The organism is Paenarthrobacter sp. AR 02 (genome assembly GCF_021538675.1).
GTDB lineage: Bacteria > Actinomycetota > Actinomycetes > Actinomycetales > Micrococcaceae > Arthrobacter.
On the sequence record NZ_JAJUKH010000003.1, the window covers coordinates 124,924 to 146,932 of the forward strand.

Here is a 22,009-nt window from a genome sequence, read left to right on the forward strand (position 1 = left end):
CGGAGCGGGTCAGGATTCGAAGGGGAAAGCCACACCCTCGCCAACCACGCGCAGGCACAGTTCGGTGCCTGGCTTGGTGATGGAGGCGTTCCAGTGCCGGATGGTAATGACTTCGCCGCCCCCAGGGTAGCGGTAGCTGTTGCCCGAAGCGCTGCCGTCCGGTGCCCTGTACTCGCCGAGTTTGATACGGACAGTGGTCTCCGGGCCGAAGTAGTCCGTGTCCACCACCACGCCGCGGATCGGGCCGTCGGACGCGATCCGGATCTGCTCCGGGCGCAGCATGAGCTGGACTTTGCCTTGGGCCGGTGGCCGCCGGACGGGGATCCCGCCCAGCGAACAGGTCGCCAACGAGCCTTCCATCCATGCATCCAGGATGACGGCGTCGCCCAGGAACTCGGCGGTGGCGCGGTCAGCCGGGCGGGTATAGACGACGAACGGGTTTCCGATCTGGGCCAGTTTCCCGCCGCGCATGATGGCTACCTGGTCGGCGAAGGACAACGCCTCCGCTTGGTCGTGGGTCACCAGGATGGTGGTTACTCCCGCAGCATTGAGCACCTTGGCCACGGCCCTGCGGGTGGCGACGCGCAGGCCGGCGTCCAGGGCTGAGAACGGCTCGTCCAGCAGCATCAGCTCAGGTTCCCGCGCCAGCGCACGGGCAAGGGCGACACGTTGTTGCTGCCCGCCGGACAGCTGATGCGGACGCCGCTTGGCCATGGACGGGTCAAGGGACACCATCTCCAGCAGCTCCTGGACACGCGCGCGCACTCCGCGGCGGCCGCCGTCGAGCTTTCCCGCATCCAGTCCGAAGGCCACGTTCTGCCCCACCGTCAGGTGCGGAAAAAGGGCTCCGTCCTGGGCCACGTAACCCACCTGTCGCTTGTGTGCCGGCACCCAGAGGCCCTGGCCCGCCACAGGTGAGCCGTTGAGGCTGATGGTCCCGGTATCGGGATGTTCGAACCCGGCTATCAGGCGCAGCAGGGTGGTCTTGCCCGAACCTGACGGCCCCACGATAGCGGTGGTGCCGCCCTTGGCCACCGACAAGTTGACGCCCTTCAGGACAGCCTGGGAACCAAAGTTCTTGGTCACTTCGGCGATGTCCAGGTGGGCGTTCGTGGTGGGGGCCACGGACGGTGCTACCCGGGGTGCAGGAAGCCTGGAGGGGGATTGTTCGGTCACTGTCCGGCTACTTTCTTGGACTGTTGGAAAAGCAAGTACGTCATGGGGGCCGATAGCAGGATCATCAGGAGTGCGTAGGGGGCGGCGCCTGCGTAGTCGATCTCGCTGCTTTTACTCCAGAACTCCGTGGCCAGCGTCCGGGTGCCGTTCGGCGAGAGCAGCAGCGTGGCCGTGAGTTCGTTGACGATGGCAAGGAATACCAGCGCCGCACCACCTGCCGCGGCCGGAGCCGTCAGCCGCAACGTGACCCGGAAGAAGGACGTCAATGGGGCCTTGCCCAGTGATTGGGCGGCCTCGTCGAGTTCCTTGGGCGCCTGGGCCAGACCAGAGCGGATGTTGACCAACGCCCGCGGAAGGAAGAGCAGGACATAGGCTGCGATCAGCACACCGGCCGTCTGGTAAACACCGGGGACCACCCGAATGCTGACGGTAACGAAGGCCAGCCCCACCACGATGCCGGGGAGCGAACTGGTGACGTAGTTGGAGAGTTCCAACATCTTGCTGAACCAGCTGGGTCGCCTCACCGCGAGGTACGCCATGGGCAACGCCACCACAGTGGTGACCACAGCGCCCGCCGCCCCGTACAGGAGGGTCTGGACCAGTGCCGGCATGAACTCCTCAGCTGCCCACACCTCCGTGCCGCCGGCAAACAGCCACTTCAGCACGAACCACAGGGGCAGTCCGAAGGCCAAGGCTGTCAGGGCCAGGAGTGCCAGCTGCGCGGGGACCTGGAAAACGCCAAGGGGCAACCTGGTGGCTTTGGCTTGTGCACCGGATCCGATGCGCGCGTAACGGGCGGTGCCGCGGCTCCTGACTTCGGCCAGCAACAGGATCAGGCAAAGGAAGACGAGGACGCTGGCCAACATGTTTCCCGCAGTTCCGTTGAACGTCGACTGGAACTGGACCATGATCGCGGTGGTAAAGGTGTCGAAGCGGATCATGGCGAAGGCGCCGTATTCAGCCAGCAAATGCAAGGAAACCAGCAAAGCGCCGCCGGTCATGGCGATACGCAGTTGCGGCAGCACCACCCGGAAAAAGGCTGCCCACGAGCCCAGCCCCAACGAGGCCGCAGACTGTTCAATGGCCGGATCCAAGCGGCCCAAGGTGGCTGCTGCGGGGATGTAGACCAACGGGAAATAGGAGAGCGTGGCAATCAGGACACCCGACCCGAGGCCCCCCATCGACGGAACAGCGGACACCCAGGAGTAGCTGTTCACGAAAGCCGGAATGGCCAGGGGTGCCGCCAACGCAACTGCCCACCAACGGTGGCCGCGCAGCTGGGTCCGTTCCACCAACCAGGCCCCGCCCACGCCCAGGACCAAGCACAGCGGCACCGTGAACACCGTCAGCAGGACAGTGTTCAGCAGCAGCTCACCCACCCTCGGACGCACGATGAGGCTGACGGCCGTCTCCCATCCAGTGGTGGCCGTCATATACACCACATAGCCCAGCGGAATCAGGGAAAACAGGGCGATGAGCACGGCCAACAGGGACACTATTGAAACGCCGAAAGGCGGGCGGGGGCGCTTGCCCCTGCCCGCCGTCGTCGTGCTTCCCTGGGAACGTGGAACGTCGGGAGCCGATAGATCAGTGGTCACAGAACTAGAGGAGTCCTGCCTTGGTCATCAGGTCGGTGACCTTGGTGGAGTTCAGCTTGGCCGGGTCCACGGTCGGAGCCTGCAGTTCCTTGATGGGAACCAGCTTGGCGTTGGAATCAACCTGCGAGGCAACGGCGTACTCGAAGGACGTGCCATCCTTGAGGATTTCCTGGCCCTTCTTGCCGGTAATGAACTTCAGGAACGCCTGTGCGTCGGCGGCCTTCTTGGAGGACTTGAGGACGCCGCCGCCGGACACGGAAACGAACGCGCCCGGGTCCTGGTTCTTGAAGTAGAACGGCGTGACATTCTTGGAGTTCTCGCCGGTCTTGGCCTGGTCACCGTAGTAGTAGTAGTGGTAGATCAGCGCAGCATCCACTTCGCCGGCGTTGACGGCCTTCATGGCGGTGCTGTTGCCCTTGTAAGCCTTGAAGTTCTCCTTCATGCCCTTGAGCCATTCCTCAGTGGCGGCTTCGCCCTTGAGTTCCAGCAGGGCGGAGACGATCGCCTGGAAGTCGGCACCGGAAGGAGATGCGGCCCACTTGCCCTTCCACTCAGGCTTGGCCAGGTCCAGCATGGACTTGGGCAGCTTGTCTTCGCTGATCTTGTTCTTGTCGTACACCAGCACGGTGGAACGGGCGGCGATGCCTGTCCACTTGCCCGTGGAGGGGCGGAATTCTGCGGGAACCTGGTCCAGGGTGGCCTTGTCTACGTCGGCGAACAGGCCCGCGTTCTCAACCTGCGCCATTGCAGGGGAGTTCTCGGTGAGGAACACATCGGCCGGTGAGGCTGCGCCTTCCTGGACAATCTGGTTGGACATTTCGGTGTCGTCGCCCTGGCGGACGGTGACCTTGATGCCGGTTTCCTTGGTGAAAGCGTCAATCCATTCCTTGGTGAGGCTTTCGTGCTGGGCGTTATAGACCGTGATCCCGTCGCCAGCAGCGGCTGGTTCGGAGGAGTTCGGAGCTGTGCTGGCGTTGGAGCCGCAGGCGCTGAGGCCAAGTGCGGCCGATGCGAGGAGCGCGATTCCCGCCAGGGCTTTCTTGGGAAAGTTCATGAGGGCTTCTTTCTGGGAACACGACACGGAGTCAATGGAGTGGGGTTTGGCCCGTGCTGGCAGGAAGGTTGGGGTTCCTGCTCTAAAAAGGGTAGGTTAGCCAACCCTTCTTAACACCATCCAGAGCGGTAAATGTGACAGGGGTCACCACAATTACGGAAGTATTGCGTGCCGTAATTGTTGGGGAAGCGTGGCGGCGGCCTCAAAAGCCATCCACGCCTGCAACTGCGTGGAAAGTTCGACGGCGGTACCTGGGGGATATGTTTCACCCGCCGGACGCAGGGGATCGAAGGAGAACAGTGGGGATGGAGAGTGTTCCCGCCCCTCGGTTCGGCCCGTCCAGAATGCCTCTGCCGTATCCCGGACCAGGGAGGCCGCGGCCGTCCTGGTCGGTTCCGGCAGCCGTTCATCGCGGGCAGCCAAGGCGAGATAACGCAGCAGGATGCCGGTGAACAAGCCGCCGTCGCCGGTTCCGTCGCCGCGGACCACGCTGGTGCCCGGCAGGGTCAGTTCGCGGGCGACAGCGGCCACCAGTGCGGTGGCCCTGCCGAGGTTGTGCTCGCCACCGAGCTCCAGCAAAGCGCCCAGCACCGGGCCTTGGTTGTAGGTGTACACGGCGTCATCAATCTGAATCCCGCCGTTCGCAGGCCGCAGGCCATCCAGGAAGATGCCGCGTTCGGGATGGAGCAGTTTGCCGTCGAGCCAGTCCACCAGGGCTTGGGCTTTGCTGCGGTGGCCGGTCCGGGAGTAGTAAAGGGCAACCGGCGCCGTGGCAGGGGTGTTCTTGAAGTCCCGTTTGGTGCTCCAGAAGGTGCCGCCCCCAAAGTCGTCGGTGGATGCGGAATCGAACTGCGGGGTCAGTCGCTTGCGGACTACGGCGTTGCGGCGCCGCCCCGAATTTGCTGACTCTTCCGCGAGCTTGTCGAGTCGGAGGGTGGCAAGTGCCAGCCACGCCATGTCGTCGTAGTAGTGGTTCTCGAAACGCAGCAGGTTCCTCAAGCGGATGGTGGTGACCAGCCGCGAAGCCAACCTTCCGGCGCTCGGGCGGGACGCGCCGTCGAACTTCACCTTGGTGGCCAACTCGCGGCGACCGGCATCCACCAGGCAGTCGACGTAATGTGCCTGCCACCAGTAATGCCATGGCCCCAGGCGGCTCTTCAGGCCGGCAGTGGGAAGGCTTACCGCCGCGATGTGGGTGCCGGGCAGGAAGAGCAGCCGGCGGCCGAAACCGTGGGTGACCGATCGTGCCGCCTGGTCTGCGCGAGCAGCCCACTCCGTTGCGTCCGCGGTGGAAGCAGCAGGGCTGTCCGGGGTCTCGTGCGTTGGCATGCCACCAGCCTAGCGGGACGGCCCAAGGTGCGCTGGATCACAATTCCAGTTAACATGCATTAACGGATTCAGGTTCTGCATCAAGGAGGATGGATGGACATCAAGGGCACGGTGGCGCTGGTCACCGGCGGCGCATCAGGGTTGGGGGCCGCCACCGCGAAGCGCTTGTTCGACGCCGGAGCGTCGGTAGTGCTGGTGGACCTGCCACAGTCGGCCGGCGAGGACTATGCGGCACAACTCAATGCCGGTGGAGCGGGGGCCAGGGCCGTCTTCGCTCCCGCTGACGTCACCAACGAATCCCAGGTCCAGGCCGCCGTCGATGCTGCGATGTCCCTGGGACCACTGCGCATCGTCGTCAATTGCGCGGGCATAGCCACGCCCGGGAAAGTCCTCGGCCGCGATGGCGTGCTGCCCCTGGAGACCTTCAACAAAGTCATCCAGATCAACCTGATCGGCACCTTCAACGTGATCCGGCTGGCCGCCGCAGCCATGGTGGAAACCGAGCCGGTCTCCACCGAACTCGGAGGACCGGAACGCGGGGTCATCATCAACACCGCTTCCGTTGCCGCCTTCGAAGGCCAGATCGGACAGCCGGCCTACGCGGCCTCCAAAGGCGCCGTAGCAGCCATGACCTTGCCACTGGCCCGAGAGTTCGCCCGCTCCCTGATCCGGGTAGCGACCATCGCGCCCGGCATTTTTGAAACACCCATGATGGCCGGACTGCCCCAGTCGGCGCAGGACTCCCTGGGACAGCAGGTTCCGCACCCGGCCCGCCTGGGCCGCGCAGCAGAATACGCCAACCTGGCCGCCCACATCGTGGATAATGCGATGCTCAACGGCGAAACCATCCGGTTGGACGGCGCCATCCGCATGGGACTCAAGTAATGGGCGACTACAGCGCTGCCCCTGCGACATCCACGGGCAGCCTCCCAGCGTCCGTAGCAGACCTGCCCACCGCCGACTTTTTCGACTTCGAATCGCTGTTGAGCGTCCAGGAACAGCGGAAACTCAACGAACTGAGGGCCTTCCTCGAATCCGAAATAGCGCCCTACGCCGGGCAATGGTGGGAAAAAGCCGAATTCCCGGAACAGATCCTGCCCAAACTCGCTGCACTACGCCTGAGCGCACCCGCGCAGCGCGGCTACACGCACCTCTTCGCGGGCCTGGTGATCGCCGAGATGACACGGGTGGACACGTCCATCGCGACCTTCTTCATGGTCCACCACGATCTGTTCGTCGAATCGCTGTACGACTTCGGCAGCGACGCACAACAAGACCGCTACCTTGACGATGCGTCCAACCTCCGGACCACAGGCGCCTTCGCCCTCACCGAACCAGACCACGGCTCCGACGTCGCCGGCGGCATGCAGACAACCGCGCGGAAAGTCCAGCGTCCAGAGTCCGACGGCGGCACCTACTGGGTGATCAACGGCGCCAAGCGCTGGATCGGGAACGGGACGTTCTGTGATTACATGCTGGTGTGGGCCAAAGACGAAGCCGACGGCTCTGTGCTCGCCTTCATTGTGGATGCCTCATTGCCGGGTATCACCCGCAGTCGCATCGAAAACAAGATCGCCTTGCGAACAGTCCAGAACGCGGACATCGTGCTCCGGGACGTCCACGTGGCGGAGGCGGACAGGTTTGCCGGGATCAGCAGTTTCGCGGACACGAACCACTTGCTCCGGGGCTCCCGCATCATGGTCGCCTGGCAGGCAGTAGGCCAGCAACTGGCGGCGTTCGACGTCGCCCGGCAGTACGCCGTCGAACGCCTCCAGTTCGGCAAGCCCCTGGCCAAGTTCCAGCTCATCCAGCAGCACCTGGTGGACATGCTCGGCAACGCGGTGGCCAGCATGGGAATGATGGTCCGCATAGCCCAGCTGCAGGAGGGCATCTCCACGGATGCGCACGGAATTCGCCACGGAGGCGCGGACATGGCCCAGGTAGCACTCGCGAAGGCCTACTGCAGTGCCCGAATGCGCGAAACGGTGGCCCTGGGGCGGTCCATCCTGGGCGGGAACGGCATCGTCACTGACTATCGGATGGCAAAGATCTTCGCGGATGCCGAAGCCATCTACACCTACGAGGGATCCTACGAAATCAACTCCCTCATCGTGGGCCGTGCTGTGACGGGGGTATCCGCTATCGCCTAGGCGCCACACCTGGTCATTGCTGCTGCGTGTTCATTCCTGGGGAAGTTTTTCGCCTGCCTCCACGCGGACATCGATCGAATTACCGCGGACGGGCATGGGGCAAGTGCCATAGGGCGAAAAGGCGCTGGGGTAGTTGATGGTGCGGTTGAAATCGATGACAACCGACCCGTCCGGGCGGGGACGCGGAATGAAAACTTTCCGCCACTCATCCGTGGAGTCCCCGTTGGTCTCATCATGGAAGGTCACGTTCAGGGCGCCAAGCTTCTCTTCCTCGGCATGAAGGCGGATCTCGTGGGGGACGCCCGGCACCCGGAAGACCACCTCGCCCACGGAGCGGTGGACACCGTCGACCAACGGGTTGGCAGTGCCGATGGGCACATCCACGGGCTCCGGGTAGGCCTCGAACCTGCCCTCAATAACCCAATCCGGGTTATAGCTGAAAGTAGGAACACCCTTGAACTCCGTCAGCACCGGCGAACTGTTGTCCCGCGTGCGGATCGCGTACTTGTCCGCACGCATGGCAAGTTCCACCACCACCTGCCGGCCATCCACCCCGCCCCATTGAACCCACATCAGTGAATCTTCATCCTGCAATACCGCGCTGACAGTGCCATCAACAGGATCACCGGTTTCGACAAACGTGAGGCCGTCAGCCGCGCTCGCCGTAAGGAATGCTGTGGTGCCGTCCGTGGACCAAAGACCTGGCACCAGTTCGAGTTCGGACGGCTCTGGCTGGAGCCATTGGAATGACGTCAGCGTCAGCCAGCCGTGGTCTGTTGCCAGCGCCGCATTTCGGCCCGAACGAAACCGCTCCCAACGGGCAAGTTGGGCATCGGTGGCGGTGGTGGGCGAGCTCATTGTTCTCCTCGGCTGGATTCGCATCGGTTGCACTTCCATCAACTATGCGCTGAGCGCGGGCATTCCCGGAATAGACCGCCACTGGAACGGCTCGCGCTGGCCCCCAACCCCTGCCAGCGCGAGCCGCGAATAAAGGACCACGCAGGCGGGCCGCACCGTGTGCCAGCCCACCGACGTGGTCTCGCCCCGAAGGGCATTGCGAACCTTCAATTAGTTGGTCCGCCGCCCCTTCCATCGGGCACTGGCGAAGGCCAGCAAGGATCCCACGGCCAGCAAGGCTGCGGCGACGAAGACGAACGCTGATCCCTGGGCGCCCGTGCTGGCCAGCTGCTCCGAACCATCACTCGCGGCGGTCTTCGATGGCTGCTCCGTTGGCACTACGAGTACTGGACTGGACGTAGTGACAACGGGTTCCGAAGTCACCGTGGGCGTTGCGGTTGGAGTGGCTGTGGTCGCCGTGGGTGTGGGCGTCGCGCTCGGTGTTGCCGTTGCGCTTGGGGTTGCGCTCGGTGTGGGCGTTGCGCTTGGCGTGGCGCTCGGTGTTGCCGTTGCGCTTGGGGTTTCGCTCGGAGTCGGCGTTGCGCTGGGGGTGGGTGTTGCCGTTGTAGCGGTGGGAGTAGGCGTAGGTACCGCAGTTCCGTCACCCGTGCCGCTGGCCTCTGTCCGCCGAAGCTGCGCGACCACCGGGCTTTCCGTGCCGGCAATGGTCACTGTGCCCGTGTTCTCGTAGACAGCCAGGGACGGATCAGTCACTCGGGTCACAACGAAGAGCTCAACGTGCTCACCCTTGGGAAGTCCGTTCCACGTAACCGTGACTTTCCCGGGGGTGCAGTCGATGGCTGCCGGGTACTGGTCGTCATCGTAGGGTTCCACGATGGAGCCGTTGCTTCCCACCACTTGACCGGTGCGGGGCGTGACCCGGGCGCAGTCGATATCCATTCCAGCCGCGGGGGTATCGGTGACAACAACATCATTGCTGTCGGCAGCCATGGCAGGCATGGTGAACACAGACCTGAGTTCAGTTTGGGCTGGATCGACCCAGCTCATGGATTTGCCTGCGGCTGTAGGCGCTTGCGGATCACAGTCCCTCTGGCACGGTTCAACGGCTACCGGCACCCGGACGACGCTGGATCCAACAGTGAACGTCAGTTCTTTCGTTTCGCCACCCGTGGGTACCAAGGCATACTGCGTGCTGAACGAACAGGTTCCGCCCACGTTGAGGGGATGGGCTTTTACAAAATCGCTGAGTGTGAAGACCACCAATCCGGCATCATTTGCGACCGCCGTGGCCACTGTGTCCCCGTTTGCGTTATTCAGGTCAAAAGAGGCCTTGCCAAACCAACGGAGCTGGGAAGGCAGTTGGACACTGAAGGTATCGCCGGGCTGTGAGTGGTCCGGGACGGACCACTCACAGCTCAGGTCCACTTGGTCCCATTGGTTGGACACGACTGATTCGGTTGTGAGGTTGATGTGCGCGTCCGGCAGGGTTGCGGCGTTGGCTGGCAACGCCGTCAATCCCAGTCCCAGGACAGCCGTGGCGATGGCCAGCAAAGCGGCCACCATCGACACGGTTCTTAGATGGAGCTGGTTATTCATGTGCTGGATGGTCCTTAAATCCGTGGTGAAAATGTTCCGTCAGACAATGAGTGTTGGTGTCAGGTGGTTCGTGACGCCTTCGGTCCGGTGCCCGGCATGCCGTGTTTGTCTGACGACTTGTGAGGGGTCATTGGTGTGGATGCGGCGGTTGCTGCCAGCGCTGAGGACAACGGGTACAACTTCATGCGTGCTGGGCTCAGGGCGCCGTCTTCCAGGGCTTCAATCGCCGTTTTGCATTCGGCCAGCCTGGATAAGTTGCCCTCGCTGAGTGGAAAAAGCACATGGACGGCGCAGTCCTGGTACATGGCCACAGCCCCTGTTCCACGGAGCTGCCCTTTGACGGCTTCACCCAGCCTGGCCAGGAGGGTCCAGCAATGTGTCCGGCTTTGGCTGGGTCCGGGCAGCAAGATTCTTGCGACGGCGTTCTGCCGCGAGCTCTCGTCTCCGAAGGTTGATACCTCATGCAAACGGCGCTGGAAGTGCGCCTGAGTGGCCAAGCCGGTATAGACATCCGTGCACGAGAGGGCCGGCGCCAACTCCGCGACCTCGGCCCACCCTTCCGCCAACGACTGAAGCGCGTCGACGTCGAGGGATTGTTCCGCAGCTTCAAACAGGGCGCGGAAATCGGTCATGGTCTCGCCGATGCTGACACCGTTCATGGCGCGCGCCGCACCCAACGACTTGGCTGCCGGTGCCGGGACGATGGAGCTTGTGGCGAGGCATCTGACAACTGTTCGGACTTCGGGCAGGAACCAGTCTGCGTGGAAGCGCCAACCTGTCCGGTAACTGGTCGTCTGCCATCTACGCAGCAAAAGGTGGCGCGAAAACGCGCATTCTGCGAATGATTTTGTCCGAAACGATGTCATAACCGGATAGTGCGGCGAGACGGTCGTTCATGACGAAGCGATAGCCGATTCTCTTAAGCTAAAGACTTTGGACAAATTGCGTCATGAGTAGCACGGTGCCACCACTTCCTAAATATGGGCACGATTTATGACGTTGTCAGGGGGCAGTAAGTGGCCGCCAAGACAAGCATGGACAGTATTTCGCAGGATGGGATCGATAGCGACGGTCACCTGATCGAATTGGTTCGCAGTGGAGACATGGCTGCGTTTGACGCTTTGTACGAGCGGCATATTTCCATCGCATCGACCGTTGCCAAGCGCAACGTGGACAACCCGAGCGATGTCGAGGATGTCGTGGCGGAGGCCTTCCAATCGGTCCTGCAGAGCTTGGTGGCGGGGAAGGGACCGGATACCTTCTTTCGGGCATATCTCCTTTCCACTGTGACGCGGCTGTCCCACCAGCGGAATCGGAAGAACGGCAAGGTCCTCCCCAGCGGAGACGACGCCGTTCTGGACCAGACGATGGGTGACGCCGACTCCGCCATCAGTGCTTTCGAATCCCACACAGTGTCCAAAGCCTTCCGCGCCCTTCCGGAGCGTTGGCAGGCTGTGCTCTGGTATTTGGACGTGGAACGCATGAAACCGGCAGCTGTCGCGCCAATCCTCGGGCTGTCTCCCAATGCTGTTTCCGCGCTCGCCCTGCGTGCGCGTGAGGGACTGAGGCGGCACTACCTCCAGTTCCATATAGCCGAAGAGCCTGACAGCAGGTGTGCAGAGTTTGCCTCCAAACTCGGCAGTTACGTCCGGGGTGGACTTTCCACCGCGGCCGAAAGGAAGGTCCGGGAGCACTTGCGTGGTTGCGCCAAATGCACCGCTGCCTTGGCAGAACTGAAGGACGTCCAAGGGAGCATGAGGGCCGTTCTCCTGCCCTTGGTAACCGGAGTTCCCTTGGCGATGTGGGCCGGAAAGGGGGCCGGACTGGGAGTTTTGGGCGGCATGCTGCCGGCAAAAGCGGCTCTCGCCGTCCCTGCACTTGCCCAGCCGGCTGTGATGGCCGTTATCGCAGCGGCCGGGGTGGGACTCGTCCTGGGCGCGGTGGGCATTGTCGACCACCTGACCCCGGACGCCTACATGGAGCAGCGGGCCGTTGAAACCAGGGGCCTTCCATCGGAAGCGCAACCCCTCGTGACCACCCCCGCGCCATCGGCTCCAAGTTCCCCGGCAGCCGCCATCCCGCCGGCCGTTGTTGCAGCACCGCCGGCGCCGGCTCCCGTTGCACCCGAGCCGGAACCCACGCAAGAGCCCACGGAGCCCGTCGCTCCGGTACCCCTACCGGTTGTCACGCCTGCGCCTTCACCTGCGCCGGTTCCTTCCGACGCACCGCCCGTGAAGGTCAAAGGGTCCGCGGAACGCAGCAGGGACCGTGGGCCCAACAGCACAGCGTTGCATGTCGACTTCGAGGCTTCCGGGTCCGACCCCTTGGGCAGCGGAAAGGCAGTCTTTTCCGTGGGGCAGAATGCCTGGATAGAGGCAGGTACGGTCCGTGCGCCGGAAGGGTGGACGTGCGCCCTGGAGAGCAGGAGCGTCGTTACTTGCTCCACTCAGTCAATACGGCGCGATCGGCTCCAATTTGATCTTCAGGCTGTCTCCAAGCGGGGATGGGCAGAGCATGTCCTGACGTACTCGCTCAGTGGGGCCGGAATCGCCCCGAACCAGTTTTCCTACAGCTACTGAGGCCGTTTCTTTAGGGACGTCCGGACGTCGCTGCATATAAAACCATAATCTGAGACACATTCCGTCAGGGAAGTTTGGTGCGGGTAAGATCCCTAGGAAACACCAGTAATCCGGCTCACAGTATCCAGCGCAGTGTACGGGCCTCAATAGATCCCGAAGGTATGTATCTATGGTTCACACTGCCCATCTAGACACTGATCTCGCCGCTGAACTGCGGGCCGACGTTCGCCGGGTTTCCACCCTGCTGGGCGAGTCCTTGGTCCGGCAACACGGTCCCGAACTGCTGCAGCTCGTGGAGCAGGTGCGCCTGTTGACCAAGGAATCCAAGGAAGCCGCCCGCGGCGGCGCTGATGCCACCGGTCCGTGGAGCGCGCACGACGTCGTTGTCCAGGTCCGTGAACTGCTCGCCTCCCTGCCACTTGAGCAGGCCACCGACCTTGTCCGCGCCTTTGCCTTCTACTTCCACCTCAGCAACGCGGCCGAGCAGGTCCATCGTGTCCGGGGTCTCCGAACCCGGCAGGAGAAGGACGGCTGGCTCGCCAAGGCCGTTTCCGAGATCGCCGGCCAGGCCGGCCCTCAGGTCCTGCAGGATGTAATCAATGAACTCGATGTAAGGCCTATCTTCACGGCCCACCCGACTGAAGCGTCGCGGCGTTCCGTGCTGGACAAAGTCCGTAAGCTCTCGGATGTCCTCGCGGAACCGACCCGGGAGGGGACCTCTTCCCGCCGACGCCAGGACCGCCAACTGGCGGAGATCATCGACCAGATGTGGCAAACGGACGAGCTTCGACAGGTCCGCCCCACCCCGGTGGACGAGGCCCGGAACGCTATCTACTACCTGAACAGCATCCTGACCGATGCCATGCCGGAAATGCTGACGGATCTCTCGGAGCTCCTGGCCGAGCACGGCGTGACACTGCCGACGAGGTCGGCGCCCATCCGCTTTGGTTCCTGGATCGGTGGGGACAGGGACGGAAATCCCAATGTCACCGCCGCTGTCACCCGGGAAATCCTGCAGCTACAGAACCAGAACGCAGTTCGTATCGGCATCGTGTTGATCGACGAACTGATCTCGGTCCTCTCGAACTCCACCGCCCTGTTTGGTGCGGACCAGGAGTTGCTGGATTCCATCGACGTGGACTTGAAGAATCTTCCGGGACTGGACAAGCGCGTCCTGGAATTGAACGCGCAGGAGCCATACAGGCTCAAGCTCACCTGTATCAAGGCCAAACTCATCAACACCGGACGTCGTATTGCTGCCTCGACGCACCACGAGCCCGGCCGCGACTACGCGACGACGCCTGAACTGCTGGCAGAGTTCGGCCTGCTGGAGAATTCGCTGCGCAACCATTCAGCAGCCTTGGTGGCTGATGGTGCCTTGGCCCGCGTTCGGCGCGCTCTTGCCGCGTTCGGCCTGCACCTTGCCACCTTGGATATCCGCGAACACGCCGACTACCACCATGATGCTGTCGGGCAGCTTGTGGACAGGCTGGGTGCCGCGAAGCCTTACGGAGAGTTGACCCGGGAGGAGCGCTTTGCCTTCCTTGGCGCCGAACTTGCTTCACGCCGTCCGCTGTCCGGCCACCCCATCAAGCTCGAAGGTACCGCCGACGGAACCTACGATGTCTTCCGGAGCATCCGACAGGCCCTCCACACCTATGGTCCTGATGTGGTGGAGACGTACATCATCTCCATGACCCGTGGCGCCGATGACGTGCTGGCGGCGGCGGTCCTTGCCCGCGAAGCCGGGTTGATCGATCTTTTTGGCAGCAAACCCCATGCCAAGATCGGTTTCGCTCCCCTCCTGGAGACCGTTGAGGAGCTCCGGGCATCTGCCGAGATCGTGGATCAGCTCCTCTCCGATCCCTCCTACCGTGAACTCGTCCGACTCCGTGGCGACATCCAGGAGATCATGCTGGGCTACTCCGATTCCAACAAGGAATCCGGCGTGATGACCAGCCAATGGGAAATCCACAAGACCCAACGCAAACTGCGGGATGTTGCGGCGAAGCACGGCGTCCGGGTGCGTCTTTTCCACGGCCGTGGTGGTTCCGTTGGCCGCGGTGGCGGACCGACGTACGACGCCATCATGGCCCAGCCGAATGGAGTGCTCGAAGGCGAAATCAAGTTCACGGAGCAGGGCGAGGTCATTTCGGACAAGTACTCCCTGCCCGAACTTGCCCGGGAAAACCTTGAGTTGTCACTGGCTGCTGTGATGCAGGGTTCGGCCCTGCACCGGACTCCGCGTACGTCAGAGGACGAACGCGAGCGTTACGGGAACGTCATGGAAACCATTTCCGACGCCGCCTTCGCGCGGTACCGCACGTTGATCGACGACCCCCAACTGCCGGCGTATTTCCTGGCCTCCACCCCGGTGGAGCAGCTGGGGTCGTTGAACATTGGATCGCGTCCCTCCAAGCGCCCGGATTCCGGTGCCGGCCTCGGTGGACTTCGTGCCATCCCGTGGGTTTTCGGATGGACCCAGTCGCGCCAGATCGTCCCGGGTTGGTTCGGGGTCGGATCAGGCCTGAAGGCTGCCCGCGAGGCCGGGAACACGGATCAGCTCGTGGAGATGATGGACCGTTGGCACTTCTTCCGCTCGGTGATCTCCAACGTGGAAATGACGTTGGCCAAGACGGACATGGAAATCGCGGGCCACTACGTTTCATCGCTGGTCCCCACCGAATTGCACCGTTTGTTCCACATGATCCGTGATGAATACGAGCTCACGGTGGCTGAAATCGAAAGGCTCACCGGCGAGACCGAGCTGCTGGATGCCCAGCCGACCCTGAAGCGGTCACTCGAAATCCGTGATCAGTACCTGGACCCCATCAGCTACCTCCAGGTGGAACTCCTGCGCCGTGTGCGTGAAGAGTCCGTGTCCGGCGCCGAGATTGACGAGCGGCTCCAGCGGGCCATGCTCATTACCGTTAATGGTGTGGCTGCCGGACTCCGCAACACCGGCTAGCAGACCCTCCTCCACATCCCTACCGATTCAACGGATCCCTCCTGCACCCGCTGTAGGAGGGATCCGTTCAAGGGGGTGGGATGTGGGAGAGCGTTAGGGTTATGGGATGCCTTCGTTCCAGACCAAGCTGAAGATTACAGGCCTCAAACCGGGAAATGCGCCCGAGTCCGTCATGGCTGCGGCAGTCGAGGCCCTGGAAACCCGCCACCACGTGGAATCGAACCAGCTGGACATTGTGGGCGGCGTGCCCCAACTCAGCCTCCGCTTTACCGTTGGCGACCGCGATTACGCAGGCGAGAACGACGAAGCCCGGACGTCGGCTGCCATGATGCGTGACGCCGTCGAACGCGTTGCCCTGACCGGAAGCCTGTACGTGTTGCGCCGTAGCCGCGGGCGCTGGTCGCCGATCTAACAGGCGAGCGCTACTCGGGTTGGGGAGTTTCACCGTCGACCGGATCGCCGTCGAACGGTTCCTCGACGGGGGAACGGTTGCCGCGGCGACGGGTGACGATCAGCCCCACCACCACTCCGATGACCAACCCAACGCCGACGCCGATCAACGAGCTGGCCCAGAACGGCAGCTTGGTGGTGGAACCGGTGAAGTAGCCCAGACCCACCTGCCAGACGGCCCAGAGCATGGCGCCCATCGCGGCACAGAGGCTGAACCCGCGGACGGACACGTTGGCGATGCCCGATGCAGCGGAAGTCGCGAGCCGACCGCCCGGGACGAATCGCCCGCCGATGATTGCGCCGTATGTGGACGAGCGGCCCGCTTTGGCGATCGCTGCGTGAATTCCGCGGTGGACGTGGCGGCCCCATGACCAACGGTCGAGAACGTGGCTGATGCGCCGCTTGAACAGCAAATACACCGCCATGTCGCCCAGCCATGACGCGAAGGCGGCCAGAAGCAGGATCAGCCAAACGTTGGTGTGGCCGTCGGCCGCGAGCGCCCCGCCGGTGATGACCACCATTTCGGACGGGATCGGTGGAAAAATGGCGTCGCCCACCACGATGGGTACGATCCACAGGTAGATCGCGGATCCCCACGTCTCAGGGGCGGTGATGTCCATGGCCACAAGGTACCGCACTTGCTGCCGCTGCCGCTCTGGGCGAGACTGGCGCCATGCGAATCGACATCCTGCATGGCGACATCACGACGCGTCCCGTGGACGTTATCGTCAACGCCGCCAACTCGTCCCTACTCGGTGGAGGGGGAGTGGACGGTGCCATCCACAGGGCTGCCGGGCCGGAACTTCTTGAGGCGTGCCGGAGGCTTAGGCGTTCGGAATTGCCCGACGGTTTGCCTGTGGGCGCGGCCGTCGCAACTCCGGGTTTCCGCCTTCCGGCCCGTTGGGTGGTCCACACTGTGGGGCCTAACCGGCATGCCGGGCAGACGGATCCGGCGCTGCTCGCATCGTGCTTTAACGAAAGCCTGAAGGTGGCGACGGGACTGGGTGCCCGGTCGGTTGCCTTTCCTGCGATCAGCGCCGGAATTTATGGTTGGGATGCCCGTCAGGTCGCCGAAGTCGCGTTCGACGCCGTCAGGTCCTTCTGGTCGTCGCCGTCAGCGGGTGCCGCGTCAGGCAGCCCGCTCGAGTTGGTGGAATTCGTGCTGTTCTCAGAAGAGACGACGGCGGTCTTCCGGGCCGAATTTGAAGCCTCGCCTGGTCCCTGGACCTGACGTTTGCGTCGCTGCACCATGAAGTACAGAACCGTCACAAGGGCCAGGGACGGGATGCCAAAGATCAGGGTCATGTTGAATGCTTCTGTTCCCAAGGTGCTGACGGCTATGGCGAACATGAGGACCGCGCCCAGGATGGTTCCCGCCGGGTAGAAGCGTGTCTTGTAGGAGAGTGTTGTGCCCGTGCGTTTCATGCTCCTGCGGAAGAACCAGTGGGTCACGAAGATCATGAACCAGGTGAACATTGCGCCGAACATGGAGATCGCCATCATGAACGTGAAGGCAGTCTCGGGGAACATCGCGTAGACCACGGTGGCGATCGCAATACCAGTGGTTGAGAGGATCAGGGCATTCACTGGGGCACCGTTACCGCGCAGCCTGCCGAAGATGGCGGGTGCGTCGCCGCTGCGGGAGAGGCTGAAGATCATCCGGGTGGAGATGTAGAGCTGGCTGTTCATGGCTGAGAGCGCAGCGATGATCACCACAAACGTGAGCAAGCTGTCAGCGAAAGGGATGCCCAGGTTCTGCATCACGGTTACGAAGGGGCTGCCGCCCGAGAGGATCTGGCTGACCGGAGCGATGGCCAGGATCAGGGCCAAGGTGACGATGTAGAACAGGAGGAGCCGGACGATAGTGGTGCGGAAGGCCTTCTTCACTGCTGTGGCGGGATCCTTGGCCTCCCCGGCGGCGATGGCGATCATTTCGATGCTGAGGTAGCTGAAGATGGAGACGATCACGGCGAACCAGGTACCGGACAAACCGTTGGGGAAGAATCCGCCGTCGGCCGAGTAGTTCTGCAGGCCGGTGCCATTGGTTCTGGCCCCGAAGACAATGTATGCGCCGAGCACTATGAAAGCGATGATCGCGAAGACCTTGATGCTGGAGAACCAGTATTCCAAGGCGCCGAACACCTTCACGTTCATGGTGTTCACGCCGATGAGTACGGCCGAGAAGAAGACCACCCACAGCAGGGACGGGACGTCCGGGAACCAGAGCTTCATGTATTCACCCACCGCAGTGACCTCGGTCCCCACAGCCAGCACGATGCAGGACCAGTACATGTACTTGACCAGGAACCCGGCCAGTGGACTGACGTAATGCTCGGCGAAGGCACCGAACGAACCGGACGTGGGGTGTGCCACCGTCATCTCTGACAGGCTGCCCATCAGGAGCAGTGCGATCAGCCCGCCGATGGCGTAGCTGATGATCACGCTGGGGCCTGCCAAGCCTATGGCGAATTTGCTGCCCAGGAACAACCCGGTCCCGATTGCGCCGCCCAAGGCGATCATGGTCATCTGACGCGAGGTGAGTTGCTTTTTGAGCCCGCCTTCACGTTCTTGGATTTTGTTAAAACTGTCCATCACGACCTCCTTGTCGATTCTGCAAATCGATTCAAGATAGAATCCAGTCCAATGTCCTGCCAAGGATTCTGAAGAATCACAAAAAGAACAGGGGCTATTTCGTGTCGGATTCAACCGTGAACCGAACGGCGGGCGCCGTTCCGAATCCCGTTCGGCTGGATGACACGGACCGTCTGATCCTTCGGGAACTCATGGCCGACGCCAGGATTCCCAACAACGTGCTCGCGTCCAAGGCGGGGATTGCGCCCTCAACGTGCCTTGGCAGGGTCCGGGCGCTCAAGGATGCCGGAGTCATCCGGGGTTTCCATGCATCCGTGGATCTTGAGGCGTTGGGCTTGCTGGTCTACGCGCTGATCTCCATCAGGGTGAACCCGCAGGCCCGCAACAAGATGCTGGCCATCGCGCAGCGGCTCAAGTCGCTGCCGAACGTCCAGAGTGTGTTCCTTCTGGCCGGCGACCAGGACTTTTTAGTGCATGTGGCCTGCGGGACGCCGACGGAGCTGCGGGACTTCATTGCTGTCCACCTCGCATCGGATCCGGCCATCGCCAACACGCAAACCAACCTGGTGTTCGACCATTTGACGCCGGGGGAGTAGTGCCCCGTTCAGGCGTGGGCTTCGCTGAGCTCCAACCGGCTTCGGTATTCCACGGTCTTCTTGCTGATGGGGTCCACGAAAGTGATGCCGCGGGCCAGTAGTTGAAGTGGCTTCGCGTAGTCGTCCGGGGCTTTGTCCAGCAGGTCCGGGTAGAAGGCGTCGTTGACGATTCCCAGTCCGAGCGAGGCCATGTGCACGCGCAGCTGGTGGGTCTTCCCGGTGTGGGGTTCCAGCCGGTACAGCGCGCGCTGGTGGGTGCCGGCGTCGAACGTCCTTGTTTTTTCGATCCGCGTTTCCGCGTTCGGTTCGCCGTCGATGACTTCGGCGAGGAGGTAGCTGCGCGATTTGGTCATGCGGTTGCGGACTACTGTGGGGAACTCGACGGCGGGAAAACCGAGGGCGGGTGTCGCGGCGGACACGCACTCGTATTCCTTCTGGACCTGGCGCTTCTCGAAGAGGACCTGGTACTTGCCCCGTGTCTCCGGGTTGGTGGAGAGCAGCAGGAGCCCGGCGGTCATGCGGTCCAGGCGGTGCATGGGGATGAGGTCCGGGAGGTCCAGCTGGTTGCGGAGGCGGACCAGCGCCGATTCCTGGATGTAGGTACCGCCCGGGGTGGTGGGCAGGAAGTGCGGTTTGTCGACCACGAGGATGTGTTCGTCCTGGTGGAGGATGGTGATTTCCACTGGGATCCGGGTCTCCGGGGGGAGCGTGCGGTAGTACCAGATGAACGTGTGGTCCTCGAGCCTGGTGCTGCGATCGAGGGGGACGCCGCCTTCGCCCACGATTTCGCCGGCGTCGAATCGGTCCTCGATGCCTTGGGGGTCGATGTGCCCCCAGCGATGCATCATGTAGTCCATCGCAGTGTCCCAGGGCCCGTCGTCCGGGAGGCGGAGGCGGGTTGCGTTGACGCCGTCGCGCACGGGGAGGGGGGATTGCATCACTGGACAATTCTACCGGGAGCTCGTTGTGGGGCCTGTTCTGCGGGGTAATTCCTGCCGGAGGCGCGCAGAGCAGGCCCCGCAAGTCCGAACATAAAAAAGTTCTTGACAATAAAAGTTGTCGGAAAACATAATTGAAGCATGTTGGACATCGAAGTGATCGAAGACCCGGCCGCGGCGGAAGCGTCACTGGACCCAATCCGTACGCGCATCCTCCAGGAGCTCGCCGAGCCGGCGTCGGCCACGCAGCTTGCCGGCAGGGTTGGATTACCGAGGCAGAAGATCAACTACCACCTCAAAGCCCTCGAGCGGCACGGGTTGGTGGAGTTGGTGGAGGAGCGCCGCAAAGGCAATGTCACCGAGCGCGTGTTGTGCGCCACCGCCGCCTCCTACGTCATTTCGCCGGCCGCACTGGCCTCCGTGGCGCCGGATCCACGGCGTTTCGCTGACAGGTTCTCGGCCTTCTGGCTGCTCTCGCTTGCCGCGCGCACCGTTCAGGAAATGGGAAAGCTCATCTCCGGCGCTGCCGTGGCCAGGAAGAAGCTGGCCAGCTTCGCCATCGACGGCGAGATTACTTTCCGCTCGGCCGCCGATCGCGCGGCATTCGCGGAGGAGCTCGGAGTGGCGGTGACGCGGCTCGTCGATAAATACCACGACGGCGGTTCTGCCACCCCGGCGGGTGGCGGACGCAAGCACCGGCTCGTCGTTGTCCTCCATCCAGCACTCAAGACCCCCTCAACGGAACAAGCAGCCTCCGGGCACACAGCAGAAAAGGACCAAGGCAATGACTGAGAACCGGGAATTCGAAATCGTGGCGGACACCGAGCTGCCCGGCACGCCTGAACGCGTATGGAACGCCGTTACTGCAGACACCGCGGCCTGGATGTTCCCCACCGATCAGTGGCCCGCCGTGAAAACGGTGGAGGAATACCCCACGCATCTCGTGTCGCGGATGGACGGCCCCGACGGCTGGTTCAACCAGTTGGAGCACGTCCTCGAACCCCTTGAGGGTGGCCGCGCCAAGCTGCACTACGTCCACAGCGGCATTTTCGCGGACAACTGGGATGAGCAGTACGACGGCGCCAGCAAGCACACTGAGTTTTACCTGCACACCCTGGGCCAGTACCTCCAGCACTTCGACGGCCGGCCGGTGGTGTTCACGGACATCCAGGGCCCCGCAACTTCGCAGGCTCCCGACGGCTTTGTGCAGCTGAAGAAGGCGCTCGGGGTGGAAAGTGCTGCCGCCGGGTCGCGTTTTGATGTTGAGGTCGACGGCGTTGGCCGGTTGAGCGGCGAGGTGGACTTCGCCAACCAGAACTTCCTGGGCCTGCGGACCGCGGATGTAATGTATCGCTTCTTCGGCCGGAACGCCTTTGGTGCTCCCGTCGGCATGACCGTGCACGACTTCAGCGGCTCCGGAGATTCCGAACTGACGGCAAAGGCATGGGGCGGATTCCTGGAAAAGGTATACGCCTAAGGATCGGCTAGGGGGCCCAGGCGCGGGCTACGGACGCGAGGGCGGCTTCGTAAATTCCGGGCCAGTCGGTGGCGGGGTCGTTCATCTGGGCCAGCTCCAGGCTGACCAGCCCATGGACCTGTCCCCAGATCCCCATCGCTACCACTATGGGGTCTTCCGCGCGGAGCCTCCCTGCGGCCTGCGCCTCGGTGACCGCCTCTACCAGGGGCACCATCGAATCCGAGGCGACATCCGGCGTCGGCTTGCACTCCACATAGGCGGCCAGCGCGCCACCGAACATAAGCCGGTAAAGGGCCGGGTGCTCAAGGGCCCAAACGCGGTAGGCCCTGCCAAGCGCCAAAAGACCGCCGTGGGCGGCTTCGCGTTGGGACTCCCCGAAAGTGCGGAAACCGTCGTCGACGGCGGCCGTCAGCAGTTGGGCTTTTCCGCCGAAGAGCGTGTAGATCGCGGTGGTTGACGTGTCTGCTGCGGCGGCGACGTCCCGGAGGGTCACGCGGGCCGGGCCTTCGCGGTCCACGAGTTCTGCGGTGACAGCCAGTAGCCGTTGCCGGACCTGGAGATCATGAACGATAGGTCTTGCCATGCCTTCCAGTGTTTCATAACATTGTTTCATAACGACGTTATTAAACGACGTTATGAGAACAGGAA

The 22,009-nt window shown here is 62.9% G+C and carries 19 protein-coding genes and 1 pseudogene; 9 read left to right on the forward strand and 11 right to left on the reverse strand.

Annotated elements, in window-relative coordinates:
- Positions 1 to 9 precede the first annotated feature (9 nt).
- From LRQ04_RS09870 to LRQ04_RS09885, 4 genes are all read right to left on the reverse strand, one after another.
- A complete protein-coding gene (locus LRQ04_RS09870) occupies positions 10 to 1,176 on the reverse strand; it encodes an ABC transporter ATP-binding protein (RefSeq protein ID WP_235519910.1) in 1,167 nt (388 codons plus the stop codon).
- On the reverse strand, positions 1,173 to 2,774 hold the full coding sequence (locus LRQ04_RS09875; protein ID WP_235519913.1) for an iron ABC transporter permease: 1,602 nt from the start codon (positions 2,772 to 2,774) through the stop codon (positions 1,173 to 1,175). The genes LRQ04_RS09870 and LRQ04_RS09875 overlap by 4 nt, the downstream gene beginning before the upstream one ends.
- A gap of 4 nt (positions 2,775 to 2,778) precedes the next feature.
- Positions 2,779 to 3,828, reverse strand: coding sequence for an iron ABC transporter substrate-binding protein (locus LRQ04_RS09880; protein WP_235519915.1), 1,050 nt, complete (start codon positions 3,826 to 3,828; stop codon positions 2,779 to 2,781).
- Between the two features lie 153 nt (positions 3,829 to 3,981).
- Entirely contained in the window at positions 3,982 to 5,157 is a 1,176-nt protein-coding gene (locus LRQ04_RS09885; RefSeq protein WP_235519916.1) for a glycoside hydrolase family 76 protein, read from the reverse strand.
- 93 nt (positions 5,158 to 5,250) lie between these two features.
- Between LRQ04_RS09885 and LRQ04_RS09890 the strand changes: the two genes are divergently transcribed.
- Together LRQ04_RS09890 and LRQ04_RS09895 are read left to right on the forward strand one after the other, a co-directional pair.
- Positions 5,251 to 6,042 (forward strand): SDR family NAD(P)-dependent oxidoreductase, encoded by a 792-nt coding sequence (locus LRQ04_RS09890; protein ID WP_235519917.1) that lies wholly within the window; start codon positions 5,251 to 5,253, stop codon positions 6,040 to 6,042.
- Positions 6,042 to 7,307: an acyl-CoA dehydrogenase family protein gene (locus LRQ04_RS09895; RefSeq protein WP_235519918.1), complete on the forward strand. Its 1,266-nt coding sequence runs from the start codon at positions 6,042 to 6,044 to the stop codon at positions 7,305 to 7,307. The genes LRQ04_RS09890 and LRQ04_RS09895 overlap by 1 nt, the downstream gene beginning before the upstream one ends.
- A 30-nt stretch (positions 7,308 to 7,337) precedes the next feature.
- Here LRQ04_RS09895 and LRQ04_RS09900 read toward each other — a convergent pair whose 3' ends face one another.
- The 3 genes from LRQ04_RS09900 to LRQ04_RS09910 all read right to left on the reverse strand — a co-directional run bounded on the left by LRQ04_RS09900 (position 7,338) and on the right by LRQ04_RS09910 (position 10,420).
- A complete protein-coding gene (locus tag LRQ04_RS09900; protein ID WP_235519920.1) occupies positions 7,338 to 8,165 on the reverse strand; it encodes a DUF1684 domain-containing protein in 828 nt (275 codons plus the stop codon).
- A gap of 210 nt (positions 8,166 to 8,375) precedes the next feature.
- Positions 8,376 to 9,761 carry an Ig-like domain-containing protein gene (locus LRQ04_RS09905; RefSeq protein ID WP_235519922.1) on the reverse strand — a complete coding sequence of 462 codons (1,386 nt, stop codon included), beginning with the start codon at positions 9,759 to 9,761 and terminating at the stop codon, positions 8,376 to 8,378.
- A 59-nt stretch (positions 9,762 to 9,820) separates the two neighbouring features.
- On the reverse strand, positions 9,821 to 10,420 hold the full coding sequence (locus LRQ04_RS09910; RefSeq protein ID WP_235519923.1) for a hypothetical protein: 600 nt from the start codon (positions 10,418 to 10,420) through the stop codon (positions 9,821 to 9,823).
- Between the two features lie 357 nt (positions 10,421 to 10,777).
- On the opposite strand from LRQ04_RS09910, the gene LRQ04_RS09915 reads away from it, so the two are divergent.
- The 3 genes from LRQ04_RS09915 (at position 10,778) to LRQ04_RS09925 (ending at position 15,720) form a co-directional block, all read left to right on the forward strand.
- The gene (locus LRQ04_RS09915) at positions 10,778 to 12,340 is read left to right on the forward strand and encodes a sigma-70 family RNA polymerase sigma factor (RefSeq protein WP_235519924.1); all 1,563 of its coding nucleotides are present in this window, start codon (positions 10,778 to 10,780) and stop codon (positions 12,338 to 12,340) included.
- 169 nt (positions 12,341 to 12,509) lie between these two features.
- Positions 12,510 to 15,308: a phosphoenolpyruvate carboxylase gene (gene ppc / locus LRQ04_RS09920; protein ID WP_235519925.1), complete on the forward strand. Its 2,799-nt coding sequence runs from the start codon at positions 12,510 to 12,512 to the stop codon at positions 15,306 to 15,308.
- Positions 15,309 to 15,414: 106 nt separating this feature from the next.
- A complete protein-coding gene (locus tag LRQ04_RS09925) occupies positions 15,415 to 15,720 on the forward strand; it encodes a hypothetical protein (RefSeq protein WP_211714153.1) in 306 nt (101 codons plus the stop codon).
- Between the two features lie 10 nt (positions 15,721 to 15,730).
- Here the strand turns inward: LRQ04_RS09925 and LRQ04_RS09930 are convergent, their stop codons facing one another.
- Positions 15,731 to 16,378, reverse strand: a complete 648-nt coding sequence (locus LRQ04_RS09930) for a DedA family protein (protein WP_235519926.1) — start codon at positions 16,376 to 16,378, stop codon at positions 15,731 to 15,733.
- 53 nt (positions 16,379 to 16,431) lie between these two features.
- Here LRQ04_RS09930 and LRQ04_RS09935 point away from each other — a divergent pair, with 53 nt between their 5' ends.
- On the forward strand, positions 16,432 to 16,989 hold the full coding sequence (locus LRQ04_RS09935) for an O-acetyl-ADP-ribose deacetylase (protein ID WP_235519927.1): 558 nt from the start codon (positions 16,432 to 16,434) through the stop codon (positions 16,987 to 16,989).
- Positions 16,990 to 17,075: 86 nt separating this feature from the next.
- On the opposite strand, the pseudogene LRQ04_RS09940 reads toward LRQ04_RS09935, so the two are convergent.
- Positions 17,076 to 18,350, reverse strand: a pseudogene (locus LRQ04_RS09940) (amino acid permease); the annotation flags it as partial.
- A gap of 101 nt (positions 18,351 to 18,451) precedes the next feature.
- Here LRQ04_RS09940 and LRQ04_RS09945 point away from each other — a divergent pair.
- Positions 18,452 to 18,946, forward strand: a complete 495-nt coding sequence (locus tag LRQ04_RS09945; protein ID WP_235519928.1) for an Lrp/AsnC family transcriptional regulator — start codon at positions 18,452 to 18,454, stop codon at positions 18,944 to 18,946.
- Between the two features lie 8 nt (positions 18,947 to 18,954).
- Here LRQ04_RS09945 and LRQ04_RS09950 read toward each other — a convergent pair whose 3' ends face one another.
- Complete coding sequence (locus LRQ04_RS09950; protein ID WP_235520112.1) at positions 18,955 to 19,884, reverse strand: RluA family pseudouridine synthase; 930 nt, start codon at positions 19,882 to 19,884, stop codon at positions 18,955 to 18,957.
- A gap of 141 nt (positions 19,885 to 20,025) precedes the next feature.
- Here LRQ04_RS09950 and LRQ04_RS09955 point away from each other — a divergent pair, with 141 nt between their 5' ends.
- Both LRQ04_RS09955 and LRQ04_RS09960 read left to right on the forward strand, forming a co-directional pair.
- Positions 20,026 to 20,676: a helix-turn-helix domain-containing protein gene (locus tag LRQ04_RS09955; RefSeq protein ID WP_235519929.1), complete on the forward strand. Its 651-nt coding sequence runs from the start codon at positions 20,026 to 20,028 to the stop codon at positions 20,674 to 20,676.
- Positions 20,669 to 21,361 carry an SRPBCC domain-containing protein gene (locus LRQ04_RS09960; protein ID WP_235519930.1) on the forward strand — a complete coding sequence of 231 codons (693 nt, stop codon included), beginning with the start codon at positions 20,669 to 20,671 and terminating at the stop codon, positions 21,359 to 21,361. Before LRQ04_RS09955 ends, LRQ04_RS09960 begins: the two co-directional genes overlap by 8 nt.
- Positions 21,362 to 21,368: 7 nt before the next feature.
- Here the strand turns inward: LRQ04_RS09960 and LRQ04_RS09965 are convergent, their stop codons facing one another.
- The gene (locus LRQ04_RS09965; RefSeq protein WP_235519932.1) at positions 21,369 to 21,944 is read right to left on the reverse strand and encodes a TetR-like C-terminal domain-containing protein; all 576 of its coding nucleotides are present in this window, start codon (positions 21,942 to 21,944) and stop codon (positions 21,369 to 21,371) included.
- Between the last annotated feature and the right edge of the window lie 65 nt (positions 21,945 to 22,009).